The following is a 17,452-nucleotide window of genomic DNA, read 5'->3' as shown; positions in this document are numbered from 1 at the left end:
TTCGGCTGAGGTGCTGCCGGCGAGGGCCTTCCGTATGGCAGGCCTTAGCGTCGTGCCGAGCTGTTGGCCGTATCGCTGGTGAAAGTCGAGTAATGGACGAGTTGTATTGACGGACATGATGATCAAGAAACTGAAATCCGCACTATCCCTGTTTTGTCTGTGTACTTATCTGCCGGCGGCTCAGGCCGAGACCGCCGAGTTAGCCGAGGTGATTGGCAAGGCACTGGCCAGGCATCCGGATGTCCTGCGGGCGCAGGCGCAGACGGTCGAAGGGGAGCGTCGGTTGGATGCTGCCCGGGCGAGCTACCTGCCGTCATTGGATATCACCGGCGATATCGGTGCCGAGCAGGTCAACAATGCGACCACCCGGGCCCGCAACGAGCAGGATGACACCTGGGAACGCCGTCGGCTGGGGTTCGAAGCGCGGCAGATGCTGTTCGATGGCTTCAATACCCAGTACGAGGTGGAGCGTAACGAGCACTTTACCGAGGCTCGCCAGCTGGAACTGGCCGCAGTACGGGAGAACGTCGCGCTGCGGGTGGCGCAGGCCTATCTGGATCTTCAGAAACAGCGCGCACTGTACGGCCTGGCGGCGGAGAACCTGGCCAATCACGAGGAGATCTACAGCCAGATCCGTAGCCGGGTCGATCAGGGAGTTGGCACCCGGGCCGATCTGTCGCAGATCTCCAGCCGGCTGAACAGCGCCAATGCCAACCTGGTCAGTGCCGAAAACAACCTGGTGGATGCCGAAACCGATTACCAGCGGGTGGTCGGCGCATTGCCGCCGGATACGCTGACCGTCTTCGAACTGGACGAAACGCTGTTGCCGGAAACGCTGGAGGAGGCGGAACGGCAGGCGGTGACCGAAAACTATACGGTGCAGGCCTCCGTTGTGGATATCGATGAAGCCCGCAGCCAGTACAAGCGCAGCAAGTCGAATTACTACCCGCAGCTCGATCTGGTAGTGGGAGGCGACTACGGCGAGGAGATCGGCGGCACAGCGGGCGTTGATGAGAGTTATTCCGTGCTGTTGGAGATGCGTTGGAACCTGTTCAGCGGCGGCGCCGACAAAGCCAACAACCTGGCGGCTGCTCAGCAGGTGGAGCAGGCGCGGGCGGTGAATGACGATGCCCAGCGCCAGGCGCGGCAGGGGGTTCGGCTCAGTTGGGCGGCCTACGATGCGCTGGCGCGGCAGCGCGAGTTCCTGGCCGAGTACGTCTATGCCTCGGGCGCGACCCGCGATGCCTATCGCAAGGAGTTCAACCTGGGCAAGCGCACCCTGATCGACCTGCTGGACGCGGAGAACGAAGTGTTCCGTTCCAACAGCCAGTACATGGATGCTTACTATACCTACGAAGCGGCAAAAGTTAGGATACTCAATGCCATAGGCAAGCTGACGTCAGTTCTGCTGGCGAAGTGATTGGCCGGCCAGCGGGCCGGATTCCTTGTTCCTCGAAGGGCGCTGATGAATGGGAAGGCTCGGTGCCGTCCGGCCGCAAATCTTAAGCCTGTACCGCCGCTGGGCGATGCCGCTGATGCTGGTGCTTGGCCTGCTGCTCGCGTATCAGCAGGTAAAGGCCACCCAGGGGTTGAACTTCGCCAAGATCGCGCTGTTCGTCCAGCAGCAGTTCGGTGACCAGGCATTCCGGCGTACCCTGGCCTGGCAGGCGCTGATCGAGCAGAACCGAGAACAGCCTGTCGAAGCTCAGCTAGAGGCGGTCAACGACTTCTTCAATCAGCTGCAGTTCTCCGACGATATCAAGATCTGGCAGCAGGAAGACTACTGGGCCACGCCGGTGGAGTTCATCGGTCGCGGAGCGGGTGACTGCGAGGATTTCACCATCGCTAAATATTACACCCTGGTGGCGTTGGGCGTTCCGTCGGAAAAGTTGCGGCTGATGTATGTTAAGGCGGTTAGATTTAACCAGCATCATATGGTGCTGACCTATTATCAGCGGCGTGGTTCGGAGCCGCTGGTATTGGATAATATCGATCCAAAAATCAAGAAAGCCCGCTTTCGTAAGGATCTTTTGCCTATCTACAGTTTCAATGCCGAGTATCTCTGGCTGACCAAGTCGCGAGGGATCGGTAAATTGGTCGGCAGCTCGGACCGGCTGAGTCTCTGGAAAGAGCTGCGCCAGCGCCAACAGGAATTTTCTCAGTAGGATGGATACAAGGTAATCGGCTTATGACACTGTATCGCCAGTTATTACTGCTGCTTTGGTTCACCATGGTGATCTCGCTGGCGGCGGTGCTGTTCCTCAACGTGCGCTCCAGCTCCGAATCGCTGCAGATCCAGTCACAGGTCAATACCGAAAGCGCCTTGACCTCGCTGGGTATGCGGCTGGCACCGCTGTTGGAGCCGCTGGACAAGACGGCGGTCGAGGTCACCCTGAATGCGGCTTTCGATGGTGCCTTCTACCGCCGGATGTCGGTGGATATCTTCGCTACCGAGGAGACCCTGGTACGGGAAAACCGGGCCGACCCGGAGGGTGTACCGGGCTGGTTCATCAATCTGTTCGATATCGAACCGGCGCTCGCCAGCGCTCCGGTCGCCAGCGGCTGGACCGAATCCGCCGAGATCCGCATCGAAGGGCATCCCGGCTTTGTGCAGCAGCAGCTGTGGCAGCTGAGCCTGGAACTGCTGGCGCTTTATGGTTCGCTGTTCGTCGTTATCGCGTTGATCGGCTCGCTGGGGGTGCGGGTGCTTATTCGGCCGTTGCGCCAGATCGAGCATCAGGCCCAAGCGATCGAGGACAAGGATTTCAGCTACCGGGTGCCGGAGCCGCGCACCCAGGAGTTGAAGCGGGTGGTGTTCGCGATGAACCGGCTGAGCGATATCCTCAATGAGCGTTTCACTGCCAATGCCCGCCAACTGAAGGCCCTGCACCAGCGGCTGCAACAGGATGAGGAGACCGGTGTTGCCAACCGCCAGCACCTGTTGAACGAGCTTGAGGCACGCCAGGCCGAAGGTGAGAAAACCCATGCCTTTATCGCGCTACGCCAGCTTAAGGGCGAGACCGTCCGTAAAAGTTACGGCTATCCGAACTGGCTGGCCCTGATCCAGCAGGCGGTCGGGTTGCTGCGGCAGCATTTCGATCGGCCCGACAGCCTGGTCGGGCGGATCTCCGAGTATGAATTTGGCGTGCTGGTGCCGGTGCTGCCATCGGACGACCTGAGCCACTCGCTGGCCGAACTGAGCAAGCGGCTGTCCGCTCTGCAGCTGCCGGGGGCGGTGGCCGAGCAGGCGCATTTCAGCCTGGCCGGCACCCTGGTCGAGTCCCAGGACGGGGTCGGCTCGCTGTTGACGCGTGTCGATACCTTGTTGCGGGAAGTGGATGCGCTGGGGGTGGATCGGTTCGTCTGGTCCACCGCCGCGCCGGATACCGCCAATGTCCTGCGTACCGGTCAGGCCTGGGTTGAACTGTTACGCCGGCGCATTGCGGATCGCGCGCTGACGCTGAGCCATCAGCCGGTGGTTCAGGCACTGGCTGGCCCAGCGGTGCAAAGTGAGGTCTATGTCCGGCTGCTGGATGAATCGGGCCAGGAGATGAGGGCCGGTGCCTTCCTTCCGGTGATCGAGCAGTTCAACCTGGGCGCCGAGCTGGATCTGGCGGTGCTGGACAAGATCCTGCAGGAACAGGGCGAGACGCCGCTGGTACTGAACCTGTCGCTGTCGTCGATGCGTGATACCGGTTTCATCAGCCGCCTGGCCGCGTTGACCGCCGGCCAGGCGGGGGCGCTGTTCATCGAGTTTCCGGAAAGCCATCTGCAGCGCGAGCCGGAGGCGGTGGACAGTTTCGTCCAGATCCTGCGCTCACTGAAGCTGCGTTTCGGCATCGACAACGTGGCCGGCGGCGGCCTGGAGCTGGATTATGTCGCCCGGCTACGGCCGGACTATGTCAAGATTGCTCCCGCCATCTGTCGGGCGCAGGATGACGCCAGCCTGACATTGCTGACCGGGGTCTGCAATACGGTGCATAATCTGGCGATTCCGGTCTATGCCACGGTGGTGGAGAGCGAGCAGCAACTGAACCGGCTGCAGGAAACCGGCATCGACGGATTCCAGGGTTATATCAACGAGGGAGGGGGCGCTTGAACGGGGTTATATCAGGCTTTCCGGTGAGTCTTCCTCGCCGAGCAGGGTGGAGCTGGTACTGAGGCTGGAGACCAGTCGCTGACGCAGCTCCCGGCGGTCGAGCAGTTTCTGCTGGGCCGCGTCGGGCAGGTCGGTGAACTGGATGATATCGCGATCGATCAGAATATCGATGACGTCCTCCAGCACCCGAATAAATCCGGAATCGGAGCTCTTCAGCTCGCCTAGTTCGTTGAGAGGGATGTTGTTATTATCCAGAAAACTGATGATCTCCGGGTGCTCGGGATCTATTTCCTCGCGGTGTCGGTCGTCCTTGCTTTGCGAGATGGATTGAATAACGCCCTCTTTATCTCTTGTTATGTAAAGCATGCTGTCGGCCCCTGTATTCTGGATATTGCCTGGAGAGCGGTCTTCCACGTACATGAAAAATAAAAGCCAGACCGAAGTATAGGTTTTTTTATATTAAATCACAGCAGTCAAACTGCTGGATAAGTGGGTTGCATGGAACATCAAACGACGCTGGAAAGCCGGCAAGCACATCAGCATCAGGATAGCGACAACACGTTCTTCGATCCGTTGCTGGATGCGTTGAAGGTTGTCTGCAAACTGCATGGCCGTGCTATCTCCAGAGACGAGCTGCGAGCCGGCTTGCCGCTGGTCGACAATCGCTACACCCAGGCGCTGTTTATCCGCGGTGCCGCCCGGGCCGGCCTGTCGGCGCGCTTGCTGCAGCGTTCGTTCGAGCAGCTCGATCCGCTGCTGCTGCCGGCTGTGCTGCTGCTGCGCGGCGGCCGTACCGCGGTACTGGTGCGGCTCGACGACAATGTTGCCGGCCTGATCCGCCCGGAAACCGGCGAGGGTGAAGTCGAGGTGTCGCTCGACCAGCTGGCGGATGATTACCTGGGCTTCGTGTTCTACGTCAAAAAGCAGTTCCGCTACGACGAACGGGCACCGCAAACGCTGAAACTGGACGACGAACATTGGTTCTGGGGCACGCTGAAGCGCTCCTGGCGGATCTACCGCGATGTGCTGATCGCCTCGCTGCTGATCAGCCTGTTCGCGATCGCCTCGCCACTGTTCGTGATGAACGTCTATGACCGGGTGGTGCCCAACAACGCCATCGATACCCTGTGGGTGCTGGCGGCCGGCATCAGCCTGGTGTTCCTGTTCGATTTCATCCTCAAGCAGCTGCGCGCCCACTTCATCGACCTGGCCGGCAAGAAGTCGGATATCCTGCTGTCGACGCAGATCTTCGAAAAGGTGATGTCGATCAAGATGCAGGCGCGGCCGGCCTCGGTGGGGGCGTTCGCCAAGCACCTGCAGGAGTTTGACCATATCCGCGAGTTCATCACCTCCGCCACGGTCACCGCGCTGATCGACCTGCCATTCGCATTGATCTTTTTCCTGGTGGTGTTCCTGGTCGGCGGCTGGTTGGCGGTGATTCCGGTGATCATCATGCTGATCGTGATCGGCTACAGCGTCTGGCTGCAGGCGCCGTTGCGCCGCAGCGTCGAGGAGACCGGGCGGATGTCCAGCATCAAGAACGCCACCCTGGTGGAGGCGCTGACCGGCATCGAGATGATCAAGGTCTGCGGTGCCGAGGGCCAGTTGCAGCGACGCTGGGAGCAGGCCTGCGGTCATATCGCCGACTGGGGGATCAAGACCCGCCGGCTGACCAGCTCGGCCGGCAGCGTGGCCAGTTTCTGCATCCAGATGACCACCGTATTGATGATCATCGCCGGGGTCTACCGGATCGCCGAGGGCGACCTGACGATGGGCGGCCTGATCGCCTGCGTGATGCTGTCGTCGCGCTCGCTGGCGCCGATGGCCCAGATCGCCCAGCTGGCGACCCGCTACAACCAGGCTAAATCGGCATTGACGATGCTCGGCGAGATCATGGCGTTGCCGGTGGAGAACCCGGAGGGCAAGAACTTTATCCACCGCGAATCGCTGGCCGGCCATATCCGCTTCAAGCAGGTGTCGTTCGCCTATCCGGAGCAGAAGCTCAATGCGCTGACCGAGGTATCCTTCGACGTTCGCCCCGGTGAGAAGGTCGGCATCATCGGCCGGATCGGCTCCGGCAAGTCGACCATCGGCCGGCTGGCCACGGCGTTCTACGATGCCTCGGCCGGCCAGGTGCTGCTCGACGGGGTGGACATCCGTCAGCTCAGCCCCAGCCACGTGCGCCACCTGATCGGTGTGATGCCGCAGGACGTCACCCTGTTCTACGGTACCCTGAAGGAAAACCTGACGCTGGGAGTGCCCTGGGTGGAGGACGACGCCGTGCTGCAAGCCGCCGAGCTGGCCGGGGTGACCGAGTTCAGCAACCGCCATCCGGAGGGGCTGGACATGCATGTCGCCGAGCGCGGCGCCAACTTGTCCGGCGGCCAGCGCCAGAGTGTGGCACTGGCGCGGGCACTTTTGCTTAACCCGTCGGTGCTGGTGATGGACGAGCCGACATCATCGATGGACAACACCAGTGAAGCCCGTTTCCGCAACCGCCTGCAGGCTCATCTGGGCGACAAGACGCTGCTGTTGATTACTCACAAGGCGTCGATGCTGGAACTGGTCGATCGCTTGATTGTGGTGGACCAGGGCCGAATCGTGGCGGACGGCCCCAAACCTGCGGTGCAGGAGGCGTTGCGTTCCGGTCGCCTGCACCTGGACCGCTGATGATTGGCTATGTTGGAGCAGTTGCCTGATGCGTATTCGTAGCGCTATGGAAGCCAAGCAGACCCCGCTGTCCGAACAGGATATGGCCTTTGTGTCCGATACCTCGGCGGCACTGATGCTGGCCACCCCCCGCGGTGCCCGATTCCTGTTGTGGAGTATTTTCGCGTTCCTGATCTGCGCATTGGTCTGGGCCTATTTTGCGCAGATCGACGAGGTCACGGTGGGCGCCGGCAAGGTGATCCCGTCGCGTCACCTGCAGGTGATCCAGAACCTGGAAGGGGGCATCGTCGCCGAGATCTATGTCGCCGAAGGTGAGCAGGTAGCGCCGGGCCAGCCGTTGGTACGGCTGGACGACACCCAACACCGCACCAGCTTCCGCGAAAACCAGCAGGCGCGCGGCAACCTGGAAGTGATGGTGGCCCGGCTGAAGGATGAGGCGGCGCTGCCGAAGGCGATCGATGTGGATCAGCTGGAGCGACTGCATGAGCTGTCCTCTCATACACCGAACCTGGCGGCGTTGAACGATAAATTTCCGACCCTGGTGCGCAGCGAGAGCGAAGTGCTGGAGGGGCGTATCCGCAACCTGCAGGCCGGACTGCAGGTACTGTCCGATCAGCGCGGCCAGGCCAAGACCGAGCTGAACAGCCTGAAAAGCAAGGTCGCCAGCCTGACCACCAGTTACCAGCTGGCCCGCGAGGAGCTGGAGCTGAAGCGCCCGCTGGTCGAGGAGGGGGTGGTCTCACGAATCGAGTTCTTGCAGGACCGGCGTAAGGTCAATGACCTGAAAGGGGAGCTGGACGGCACCCGGTTCGCGATCTCCAAGGCGGCCAAGCAGATCGAGGAGCTGGAGCAGAAGCGACTGGAACTGGTCGCCAAGTTCCGCTCGGATGCGTTGAACGAGCAGCGGCTCAGCGCGGCGGAGCTGGACCAGCTGGGCGAGAGCAAGGTCGGCCTGGAGGACCGGGTCAACCGGACGCTGGTGACCTCGCCGGTCAAGGGCACCATCCAGAAGATCCATGTCACCACGGTTGGTGGCGTGGTACAGCCGGGCATGATGTTGATGGAGATCGTGCCGCTGGAGGGGGTGCTGCAGGTGGAGGCCAAGATCAAGCCGGAGGATATCGCCTTCATCCGGCCCGGGCTGAATGCGGTGGTCAAGCTGACCGCCTACGATTTCGCCATCTATGGCGGCCTGGCCGGCAAGGTGGTGCATGTCAGCCCGGATACGGTGATCGACGAAGAGGGTAACAGTTTCTATATCGCCCGGGTGGAGACGGCCCAGACCCATCTGGGGCCGGCCGACAAGCCGCTGCCGATCATCCCCGGCATGCTGACCAGCGTCGATATCATGACCGGCAAGAAGTCGGTGCTGGATTACTTGTTGAAGCCGATCAACCGGGCCCGCGCCAACGCATTCCGCGAACGCTGACCGGCCGTGCCGGTGATCAGCGTTCGCGTCTGAAGCGGGCCGGGGTGATGCCGAACCGGCGCTTGAAGGCGTGGGTGAAGGCGCTCTGGCTGCTGAAGCCGCAGCGATCGCTGATCTGCGACAGCGGCCGGCCCTGCTCCAGATCCTGATGGGCTTTCTGCAGCCGTTTCTCCAGCAGGTACTGGTGCGGTGTCATACCGGCCTGTTTCTTGAACAGCTCGTGGAACTGGCTGTTGCTCATGCAAGCCAGCCCGGCCAGCTGGCCGACGCTGATTTTCTGATGCAGGTGCAGGCGGATGTAGTCGTCGATCAGATCCATATCGATCACCCCGGGCCGGCGTGCCGGTGGGATCTGCAGGTGGTGCTGCAGTGCGCACAGCAAGGTGTTGCCACAGGCGCGGGCCAGCAGTGAGTCGTTCGGCTGCTGCTGCAATTCGCGGCTCAGCGCGCCGGCCAGTACCTGCAGTTGGGTATCCATATTGAAATAGCTGGCGCGGTCAAACAGCCGGTTGATCAGATCCTGTTCCTGGGCACTGTAGCTCTGTTGCCAGGGCAGGTTTACCACCATGATCTGGTTATTGTCCGAGCCGGCGAAGGCATGGCCGGTGCTGCAGGGCACCAGGCAGCCGGCGCCCGCTTCGACCCGCTGGCCGAGTCCGGCGATGTCGAAGTCGGTGTTGCCGCGTAACCCGAGTACCAGCTGATGGTATTCGTGGTCGTGGGTGTGGGCATCACCCGGCAGGCTCATGATCTCGATGTTTTTGACCATCGTGTATACGAATTTACGTTGCAGGCAGTGGTGGAATAAATCTTATTCTCGACACCCCTATTGTACAGGTTAAATTCTGAGCAGCCAGCGGTTGAATGACCGTTTTAGTAAGTTATCGCATCGTGCGAACCGCCGCGACGGCCATTGCGCTTGTCTTCGATCAAACAACGCCGGCCTGGCGGGGATTTCCAGCGCTCGGGGCAGGTCTTCCGCGGTAAACTCGGGTACAATGCCGGGCTTGAAATTTTACCCGTCCGGCAGCGCCTGAAGCCGCCATGCAGCCACTGCGCCTGTCCAGGGCTTACCGCACACCGGACCGAATCGGGAGAACTGAGAATGGCTGAACTGAAAAACGATCGCTTCCTGCGGGCCCTGCTGCGTGAACCGGTCGACTGCACGCCGGTCTGGATGATGCGCCAGGCGGGGCGCTATCTGCCGGAATACCGCGCCACCCGTGCCAAGGCGGGCGATTTTCTGAGCCTGTGCAAGAACAAGGAGCTGGCTTGCGAGGTGACCATTCAGCCGCTGGAGCGCTACGAGCTGGACGCGGCGATCCTGTTCTCCGATATCCTGACCATCCCGGATGCGATGGGGCTGGGGCTTTATTTCGAAACCGGCGAAGGGCCGCGCTTCAAGAAGATCATCCGCAGTGAGCAGGACGTTGCCGAACTGCCGGTGCCGGATGCCGCCCGCGACCTCGGTTACGTGATGGACGCGGTCAAGGAGATTCGTCGCGAACTGAACGGCCGGGTGCCGCTGATCGGTTTCTCCGGCAGCCCCTGGACGCTGGCCACCTACATGGTTGAAGGCGGTTCCTCCAAGGATTTTCGGCATATCAAGCAGATGATGTATGCCACCCCGGAAGTGCTGCACGCACTGCTGGACAAGCTGGCCCGATCGGTGACCGACTACCTGAACGAGCAGATCCGTTGCGGCGCCCAGGCGGTACAGATCTTCGATACCTGGGGGGGCGCGCTGAGCGGTCCCTGCTACCGTGAGTTCTCGCTGAAATACATGCAGCAGATCGTCGACGGCCTGATCCGCGAACATGACGGCCGCAAGGTGCCGGTGATCCTGTTCACCAAGAACGGCGGCCAGTGGCTGGAAGCGATCGCCGATGCCGGCGCCGATGCGCTGGGGCTGGACTGGACCACCGATATCGGCGACGCCCGCGCCCGGGTCGGCGAGCGGGTGGCGCTGCAGGGTAATATGGACCCGAGCGTACTCTATGCCCCGGCGGCACGGATTCGCGAAGAGGTCGAGCGCATTCTGGCCGGTTTCGGCAACGGCTCCGGCCATGTCTTCAACCTGGGACACGGTATTCATCAGTTTGTCGATCCGGCACAGCCGAAGATCTTCGTCGACGCGGTGCATGAGCTGAGTGCCAAGTACCATCAGGGCTAAGCGGTACGATCAGGCAGGGCTCGTCATGAGCCCTTTTTTTGGCGCGCTATAACCGATATATTTACTCGGATAATTTGCATAATCGGGTTAACTTCTTGTTTTTTGGTGCGAATAGATGACAAAACTGCAAGAACTGATGGATGGCAACCGCCAGTGGGCAAGCCGGGTCAACGAAAAGTCACCGGATTTTTTCAAGACCCTGGCGCAGCAGCAGTCGCCGGAATACCTGTGGATCGGCTGCTCTGACAGCCGGGTGCCGGCGAACGAGATCCTCGGCATGCTGCCGGGCGATGTGTTCGTACACCGCAATGTTTCCAACCTGGTGATCCATACCGACATGAACTGCCTGTCGGTTCTGCAGTTCGCCGTACAGGTGTTGAAGGTCAAACATATCATGGTGGTTGGCCACTACGGCTGCGGCGGCGTCAAGGCCTCGTTGAGTGACTCGCCGCTGGGGCTGATCGGCAACTGGCTGCGGCATATTCGCGATGTGTCGAAAAAATACAGCGACGTGCTGGAGCCTTGCCAGGGCGATGAAGATCAGCTGGTTGACCGGCTGTGCGAACTCAATGTGCTGGAACAGACCTACAACCTCTGCAATACCACCATCGTGCAGGAGGCCTGGCGCAACGGCCAGGAGCTCAATGTCTATGGTCTGGTCTACGGCCTCAGCGACGGCCTGCTGCAGGACCTGCACTTCCATAACGAAGGGGCAGACGGCCTGGAACAGCGACTGCAGGCGGCGGTAGAGGTGGTGGCCACCCGTACCGGCGCACGGCAAGCCTGACGCGATCGGAAATGCTCATGAAAAGGCGCTCTTAGAAGCGCCTTTTTCGTATCTACGCTACCGGCGGGGCAGTGATTAACCGTTCTATACTCAGGGCAACCTTTTCCAACCTTTGTCGCAGCAAGGTGGGATGCCTATGTGGTTGCCCCGTCGCTGGTGGCAGAACCTTCAGGTACGCATCAATCTGCTGTTCGCCGTGGTGATCCTGGCCATTCTGGTGGTGGTGTTCAGCCTGATGACCGGTTTTGCCCGCGATATCCTGGTCGAACGCGACCGGCGTCTGGTGGCCCAGGCGGGCGAGCTGATCGTGGCGGAACTCAATCGCCGGGTCGAGCATGCCGAGAGCCTGGTCAGGGCGATGGTCAGCATCGTTGCGGCGTTGCCGCCGGAACCCGACCACTTGCGCCAGACCCTCCATCGGCTGCTGTCCGATAGCCGCTATCAGACGCTGATCGCCGGTGGCGGTATCTGGCCGGAACCGGGCCGGCTGCTGCCGGGTATCGAGCGGGCCAGCCTGTTCTGGGGCCGCCAGGGTAATGGCGCACTGGTGCAGTTCGACAATTACAACCAGCCGGACGTTCCCGGCTATCACCGGGCCGAGTGGTACCAGCCGGCAACCCGCCTTCACAACCAGGTGTGCTACTGGTCGCGCTCCTATACCGATCCCTATACCGGTGTGTCGATGGTCACCTGCTCGGCGCCGATTATCCGTTACGGTGCGCTCTGGGGGGTGGCCACGGTGGATCTGCGACTGCATGGGCTGGACCGCTTCCTGGCCGGCCGGCTGGCCAGCCTGGGCGGCTATGCGCTGATGCTTGACCGCAACGGCCGTTTCCTGTCTCTGCCGGCACCCATGCGTGAGCAGCTCGGCGGTGACGCCAGCTCCGATTACAGTCTCGGTCGACTGGAAGCCGAGCAAACCGCATTCGCGCCACTGATGGCGTTGATCGACCTGCCGCCGGGCAGCCTGTCAGACGAGGAACAGCGGTTGGCGGACAGCCTGGCGGACAGTACCGATGCCCTGGAGGTAGGCGAGGCGGAACGTATCGCCGCTCACCTGTATCGCAGTGCCAGTAAACCGGCATTCCGTAACGGCGCGTTGGAGGATGATCCACTACTGGACGAAGAGGTGCAGGTGTCGCTGGTGGCGATGCCGCGTACCGACTGGTTGCTGGCGATGGTGGTGCCGGACCGGATCGCGATCGCCGGTGCCGAGCAGATCGTCTGGCGTACCCTGCTGGTGCTCGGCGGCACCATCCTGCTGGGCATGGCGTTCGTGGTCTTCCGGTTGCAGAAACAGCTGGTCAGCCCGCTCCAGGGAATGATCTCGCAGCTGAAGAGCAGCGGCTCGCAACCCGCCCTGCTGGATGAGAGCTGCGTTGCCGAGTTGGGCGAACTGGCCGGTGCCTACAACCGCCAGCAACAACAGCTGCAGAGTTACCGGGCGGACGTGGAAGTATCGCGCCAGCGGCTGCAGACCATCATGGATGTGGCCAGCGACGGCATCCTGACACTGGACCGTCATGGCCGACTGATCAGCGCCAATCCGGCGGCCCTGGAGATGCTGGGCAGCGATGAGTTGCTGCAGCAGAAAATCTATTTTCCGGCCCGGGCGCAGGATCCCAGCCGCAGTGAGCTGGAGGAGACCCTGCAGCAGCTGTTGAGCAACCGGATCGACCGGGTGACCCAGCTGGAGGTGCAGCTAAATCAACAGGATGGCAGCGAATTGCCGGCCGAGCTGTCGATGAGTCGCTGGATGGCCGGCGACCAGCCCCATGTCACGGTCTTCATGCGTGATATCTCGCGCCGCAAGGCGGCCGCCGAGCGGATCCACTATATGGCGACCCACGACGGCCTGACCGGGCTGCACAACCGCTTCCAGCTGGTCGAGCGGTTGCAACAGGCACTGGAAGCGGCACGCCGCCACAACCAGTTGGTAGCGGTGCTGTTCATCGACCTGGACTACTTCAAGGAGGTTAATGACAGTCTCGGGCACCAGGCCGGCGATCAACTGTTGGTCGGGGTCGCGCGACGGCTGGAGGAGCATCGCCGGGCGACCGATACCGTGGCCCGGCTGGGCGGTGACGAGTTCGCGGTGATTATTCAGGAGGTCGAGCATATAGGTGCGGTCGCCGCCATCGCCGACAGTATCGTGCAGACCCTGCAGCGGCCGTTCACCGTCGGCGCCAATGAGTGCCGGATCGGTGCCAGCATCGGTATCGCACTCTACCCGGACAATGCCGCCAGCGCGCCGGAGCTGATCAAGCAGGCCGATGTGGCGATGTACCAGGCCAAGGCGGACGGCCGTAATACCTGGCGCTTCTTCGCCCGCAAACTGCACCGCCAGCAGCAGAAGCGCCGCCGGATGATGGCCGAACTGGAGCACGCGGTGGAGCGTCAGCAACTGCGGCTGCTCTACCAGCCGATCGTGGCGGCGGACACCGGCGTCGAGATCGCCTTCGAGGCGCTGTTGCGCTGGCAGCATCCGAAGATGGGCAGTATTTCACCGCAGGAGTTTATCCCGCTGGCAGAGCAAAGCGGGCTGATCATCAATATCGGCCGCTGGGTGCTGGAGGAGGGCTGCCGCCAGCTGCAGCGCTGGCAGAACCAGGGGATCAAGATCGACTGCCTGTCGATCAATGTGTCGGCGCTGCAGTTGCAGCGCAGCGAGTTCCACAGCGACCTGGCCGAGATTCTGGCCGACAGCGGCCAGCAGCTCAGTCACCTGCGGCTGGAGATCACCGAATCCCTGTTGATCGACGAAGGCTGTGCCCGTGAGCTGCACCGGCTGGACGAGATGGGCGCTCAGCTGGTGGTCGATGACTTCGGCACCGGCTACTCCAGCCTCAGCTATCTGCAGAGTTTCCCGGTAAGGCTGATCAAATTGGATCGCTCCTTCGTCAGCGAGGTGGACAGCAGCGAGAACTGTCGGCTGATCTGCCAGGCGGTGATCGCCCTGGCCCATACGCTGGATATGCAGGTGGTGGCCGAAGGGATAGAGAATGAAAGCCAATATCGGCAGTTGCAGCAGATGGGCTGCGACCTGCTGCAGGGCTACCTGTTCAGCAAACCGATGACCACCGAACAGACCGCGCATTGGGTGACCGAGCGGCACCATCCAGCGCGCCATTGAGCCGGCTGATGCCGGACGGAGAGCATTGATCAGCTTGCAGCTGCATAGAGGTCGTCGATCGCGCCAACGGTGCCATGACCGGTCGCCCTCGAAGCGGGCGGCTACGAAGCACGAAATCCTGTCGCAGCGGGCTTGCTATGCCCTTTGGGTACCGACCGCGACGGGCATTACGCCGCGATCGGAATAGACCTTACTGACCGGTCGCGCTCAGCGCATGGTCCAGGTCGGCCAGCAGGTCGTCGATATGCTCGATACCGATCGACAGCCGCACCATCTCTGGCGATACGCCGGCGGATTCCAGCTCGGCGTCGTTGAGCTGGCGGTGGGTGGTTTCCGCCGGGATCGACGCCAGCGACTTGCAGTCGCCGATATTGACCAGCCGCAGGAACACCTTCAGCGCGTCGTAGAAGCGGCGGGTGCCCTCACGACCGGACTTCAGGCCGAAGCTGAGGATGCCGGAGGCCTGGCCGTTCATGTATTTCTGCGCCAGGGCGTGATCCTTGTGGCTCTCCAGGCCGGCATAGTTGACCCAGGTGACCTGCTCGTGGCTTTCCAGGAACTCGGCCACGTGTTGGGTGTTCTGGTTGATCCGCTCCATGCGCAGCGCCAGGGTTTCCAGCCCCTGCAGCAGCAGGAAGGCGTTCATCGGGCTCAGCGCGGCGCCGGTGTTGCGCAGCGGCACCACCCGGCAGCGGCCGATAAAGGCCGCCGGACCGAACGCTTCGGTGTAGACCACGCCGTGATAGGAGACATCCGGCTCGTTGAGCAGCGGGAAGCGGTCCTTGTGGTCGGCCCAGGGGAAGTTGCCGGAGTCGACGATCACCCCGCCGATCGAGTTGCCGTGGCCACCGATATACTTGGTGGCCGCCTGGATGATGATGTCGGCGCCCTGCTCGATCGGCCGCCACATCGCCGGGCTCGGCACGGTGTTGTCGACGATCAGCGGCAGGCCGTGGCGGTGGGCGATCTCGGCCAGTTTCTCGACATCGGCGATGCCGCCGGACGGGTTGCCGACCGATTCGCAGTAGATCGCCTTGGTGCGCTGGTCGATCAGTGCTTCGATCGCCGCGAAATCGTCTTTCTTGGCGAAGCGGGCCTCAATTCCCTGGCGCGGCAGGGTGTGGGCGAACAGGTTGTAGGTGCCGCCGTACAGCTCGCTGGTGGAGATGAAGTTGTCGCCGACCTCGGCAATGGTCTGGATGGTGTAGGTGATCGCCGCCATGCCGGAGGCCACCGCCAGCGCCGCCACGCCACCTTCCATCTCGGCAACGCGCTTCTCCAGCACGTCGGTGGTCGGGTTCATGATGCGGGTGTAGATGTTGCCCGCCACCTTCAGGTCGAACAGATCGGCGCCGTGCTGGGCGCTGTCGAAGGCGTAGGACGTGGTCTGGTAGACCGGTACGGCGACCGCCTTGGTGGTCGGGTCGGGCTCGAAACCGCCATGAACGGCGATGGTTTCCAGTTTCATCGGCAAATCCTCGGTACGTCTTGTTGTGGTTATCCCCGGCAGAATCAGGTCCCTGAACTCCCTGTGCCGCAGCGGATGAAACATCCGATTGTAGAGACTGTTGTTCGAAAATACAGCAGTTCCCCTATCGACTTCCGTTGCATGGCCGAGACCTGGATTTCTGTCCGGCGATCGCGGGCATGACCATCGCCGACGGCATTGGGTAGAATGCGGGGCTGATTTCCATTCCGTTGCGCAGGAACCTTGTCGATGGCCAAACAGAAAACCGCTTTTGTCTGTAACGACTGTGGCGCCGACCACAGCAAGTGGCAGGGCCAGTGCTCGGCCTGCGGTGCCTGGAACACACTGACCGAAGTGCGGCTGGGCAGCAGTAGTGGCGGAGGCGGCGCGCGCAATGCCCGCTTCGAAGGCTACGCCGGCGGTGCCGCGCAGAACCAGGTGGTCAGTCTGGCCGAGGTGAACCTGGAGGAGGTACCGCGCTTCTCGACCGGCAGTGGTGAGCTGGACCGGGTGTTGGGCGGCGGCCTGGTGCCGGGCTCGGCGATCCTGATCGGCGGCCACCCGGGGGCGGGTAAGAGTACCCTGCTGCTGCAGACCATGTGTCACCTGGCGGGCCAGATGCCGGCGCTGTACGTGACCGGCGAGGAGTCGTTGCAGCAGGTGGCGATGCGCGCCCACCGGCTGGGCCTGAAGGCCGATCAGTTGAAGATGCTGTCGGAAACCTCGGTGGAGACGATCTGCGATGTCGCCAACCAGCTCAAACCGAAGGTGGTGGTGATCGACTCGATCCAGGTGATGCATATCGCCGATGTGCAGTCGGCGCCCGGCTCGGTGTCCCAGGTGCGCGAAGCAGCCGCCTACCTGACCCGCTTCGCCAAGCAGACTGGCACCGTGCTGTTCCTGGTCGGCCATGTCACCAAGGACGGCAGCCTGGCCGGGCCGAAGGTGCTGGAGCATATGATCGACTGCTCATTGCAGCTGGAGGGCTCGTCCGACTCCCGCTTCCGCACCCTGCGTTCGCACAAGAACCGATTCGGCGCGGTCAACGAGCTGGGGGTGTTCGCGATGCTGGAGAGTGGCCTGCGCGAGGTCAAGAACCCCAGCTCGATCTTCCTCAGCCAGGCCGAACAGGCCAGCCCGGGCAGCGTGGTGATGGTGGTCTGGGAGGGTACCCGGCCGCTGCTGGTGGAGATCCAGGCGCTGGTCGACCAGTCCCATATGAACAATCCGCGCCGGGTGGCGGTCGGCCTGGAGGGCAACCGGTTGTCGATGCTGCTGGCGGTGATGCACCGCCACGGCGGGCTGCACACCGGCGATCAGGACGTATTCGTCAACGTGGTCGGTGGCGTCAAGGTATTGGAAACCAGCGCCGACCTGGCGCTGCTGCTGGCGGTGGTGTCCAGCTTCCGCGACCGGGCGTTACCGCAGGACCTGATGACGTTCGGCGAGGTTGGCCTGTCCGGCGAGATCCGGCCGGTACCGAACGGCCAGGAGCGTATCCGCGAGGCGGCCAAGCACGGTTTCCGGCGGGCCATCGTGCCGAAGAGCAACGTGCCCAAGGAACCATTGCCGGGTATGGAGGTGATCGGTGTGACCAGCTTGTCGCAGGCGCTGGACGCGATCTGAGCCCGGCAGGTTGTTTATCCCGGGGCGGCGTAAACCTGCTGACACCACGTTGTCAGGAGCCCCTGTG

General features: G+C 62.2%; 12 protein-coding genes. 9 read left to right on the top strand and 3 right to left on the bottom strand.

Going from position 1 to position 17,452, the window contains the following annotated elements; genetic code table 11:
* Positions 1–115: 115 nt before the first annotated feature.
* Genes K6T12_RS03060 through K6T12_RS03050 form a run of 3 tightly spaced genes read left to right on the top strand, consistent with a single transcriptional unit; the run spans position 116 to position 4,099 of the window.
* A complete protein-coding gene (locus K6T12_RS03060; protein WP_222219355.1) occupies positions 116–1,420 on the top strand; it encodes a TolC family outer membrane protein in 1,305 nt (434 codons plus the stop codon).
* 49 nt (positions 1,421–1,469) lie between these two features.
* Positions 1,470–2,165, top strand: a complete 696-nt coding sequence (locus K6T12_RS03055; protein ID WP_255611505.1) for a transglutaminase-like cysteine peptidase — start codon at positions 1,470–1,472, stop codon at positions 2,163–2,165.
* Positions 2,166–2,188: 23 nt separating this feature from the next.
* A complete protein-coding gene (locus K6T12_RS03050; RefSeq protein ID WP_222219353.1) occupies positions 2,189–4,099 on the top strand; it encodes an EAL domain-containing protein in 1,911 nt (636 codons plus the stop codon).
* A gap of 6 nt (positions 4,100–4,105) precedes the next feature.
* Here K6T12_RS03050 and K6T12_RS03045 read toward each other — a convergent pair whose 3' ends face one another.
* Positions 4,106–4,519 (bottom strand): hypothetical protein, encoded by a 414-nt coding sequence (locus K6T12_RS03045; protein ID WP_222219351.1) that lies wholly within the window; start codon positions 4,517–4,519, stop codon positions 4,106–4,108.
* Positions 4,520–4,597: 78 nt separating this feature from the next.
* On the opposite strand from K6T12_RS03045, the gene K6T12_RS03040 reads away from it, so the two are divergent.
* On the top strand, positions 4,598–6,769 hold the full coding sequence (locus tag K6T12_RS03040; RefSeq protein WP_222219349.1) for a type I secretion system permease/ATPase: 2,172 nt from the start codon (positions 4,598–4,600) through the stop codon (positions 6,767–6,769).
* Between the two features lie 28 nt (positions 6,770–6,797).
* Positions 6,798–8,198: an HlyD family type I secretion periplasmic adaptor subunit gene (locus tag K6T12_RS03035; RefSeq protein ID WP_255611504.1), complete on the top strand. Its 1,401-nt coding sequence runs from the start codon at positions 6,798–6,800 to the stop codon at positions 8,196–8,198.
* Positions 8,199–8,214: 16 nt separating this feature from the next.
* On the opposite strand, the gene K6T12_RS03030 is transcribed toward K6T12_RS03035, so the two are convergent.
* Positions 8,215–8,967 (bottom strand): helix-turn-helix domain-containing protein, encoded by a 753-nt coding sequence (locus tag K6T12_RS03030; RefSeq protein ID WP_222219347.1) that lies wholly within the window; start codon positions 8,965–8,967, stop codon positions 8,215–8,217.
* Positions 8,968–9,303: 336 nt separating this feature from the next.
* Between K6T12_RS03030 and hemE the strand changes: the two genes are divergently transcribed.
* From hemE to K6T12_RS03015, 3 genes are all read left to right on the top strand, one after another.
* A complete protein-coding gene (gene hemE, locus K6T12_RS03025; protein WP_222219344.1) occupies positions 9,304–10,371 on the top strand; it encodes a uroporphyrinogen decarboxylase in 1,068 nt (355 codons plus the stop codon).
* Between the two features lie 115 nt (positions 10,372–10,486).
* Entirely contained in the window at positions 10,487–11,158 is a 672-nt protein-coding gene (can, locus tag K6T12_RS03020) for a carbonate dehydratase (protein ID WP_222219342.1), read from the top strand.
* A gap of 136 nt (positions 11,159–11,294) precedes the next feature.
* The gene (locus K6T12_RS03015; protein WP_222219341.1) at positions 11,295–14,291 is read left to right on the top strand and encodes a bifunctional diguanylate cyclase/phosphodiesterase; all 2,997 of its coding nucleotides are present in this window, start codon (positions 11,295–11,297) and stop codon (positions 14,289–14,291) included.
* Positions 14,292–14,481: 190 nt separating this feature from the next.
* On the opposite strand, the gene K6T12_RS03010 is transcribed toward K6T12_RS03015, so the two are convergent.
* Positions 14,482–15,759 (bottom strand): O-acetylhomoserine aminocarboxypropyltransferase/cysteine synthase family protein, encoded by a 1,278-nt coding sequence (locus tag K6T12_RS03010; RefSeq protein ID WP_222219339.1) that lies wholly within the window; start codon positions 15,757–15,759, stop codon positions 14,482–14,484.
* 249 nt (positions 15,760–16,008) lie between these two features.
* Here K6T12_RS03010 and radA point away from each other — a divergent pair, with 249 nt between their 5' ends.
* On the top strand, positions 16,009–17,385 hold the full coding sequence (gene radA, locus K6T12_RS03005) for a DNA repair protein RadA (protein ID WP_222219338.1): 1,377 nt from the start codon (positions 16,009–16,011) through the stop codon (positions 17,383–17,385).
* Positions 17,386–17,452 lie beyond the last annotated feature (67 nt).

Origin of the sequence: Marinobacterium arenosum (assembly GCF_019795155.1) — a bacterium.
GTDB lineage: Bacteria > Pseudomonadota > Gammaproteobacteria > Pseudomonadales > Balneatricaceae > Marinobacterium_C > Marinobacterium_C arenosum.
Note: the sequence above shows the minus strand (reverse complement) of the source record. Positions and strands in the feature narration are given on the sequence as shown.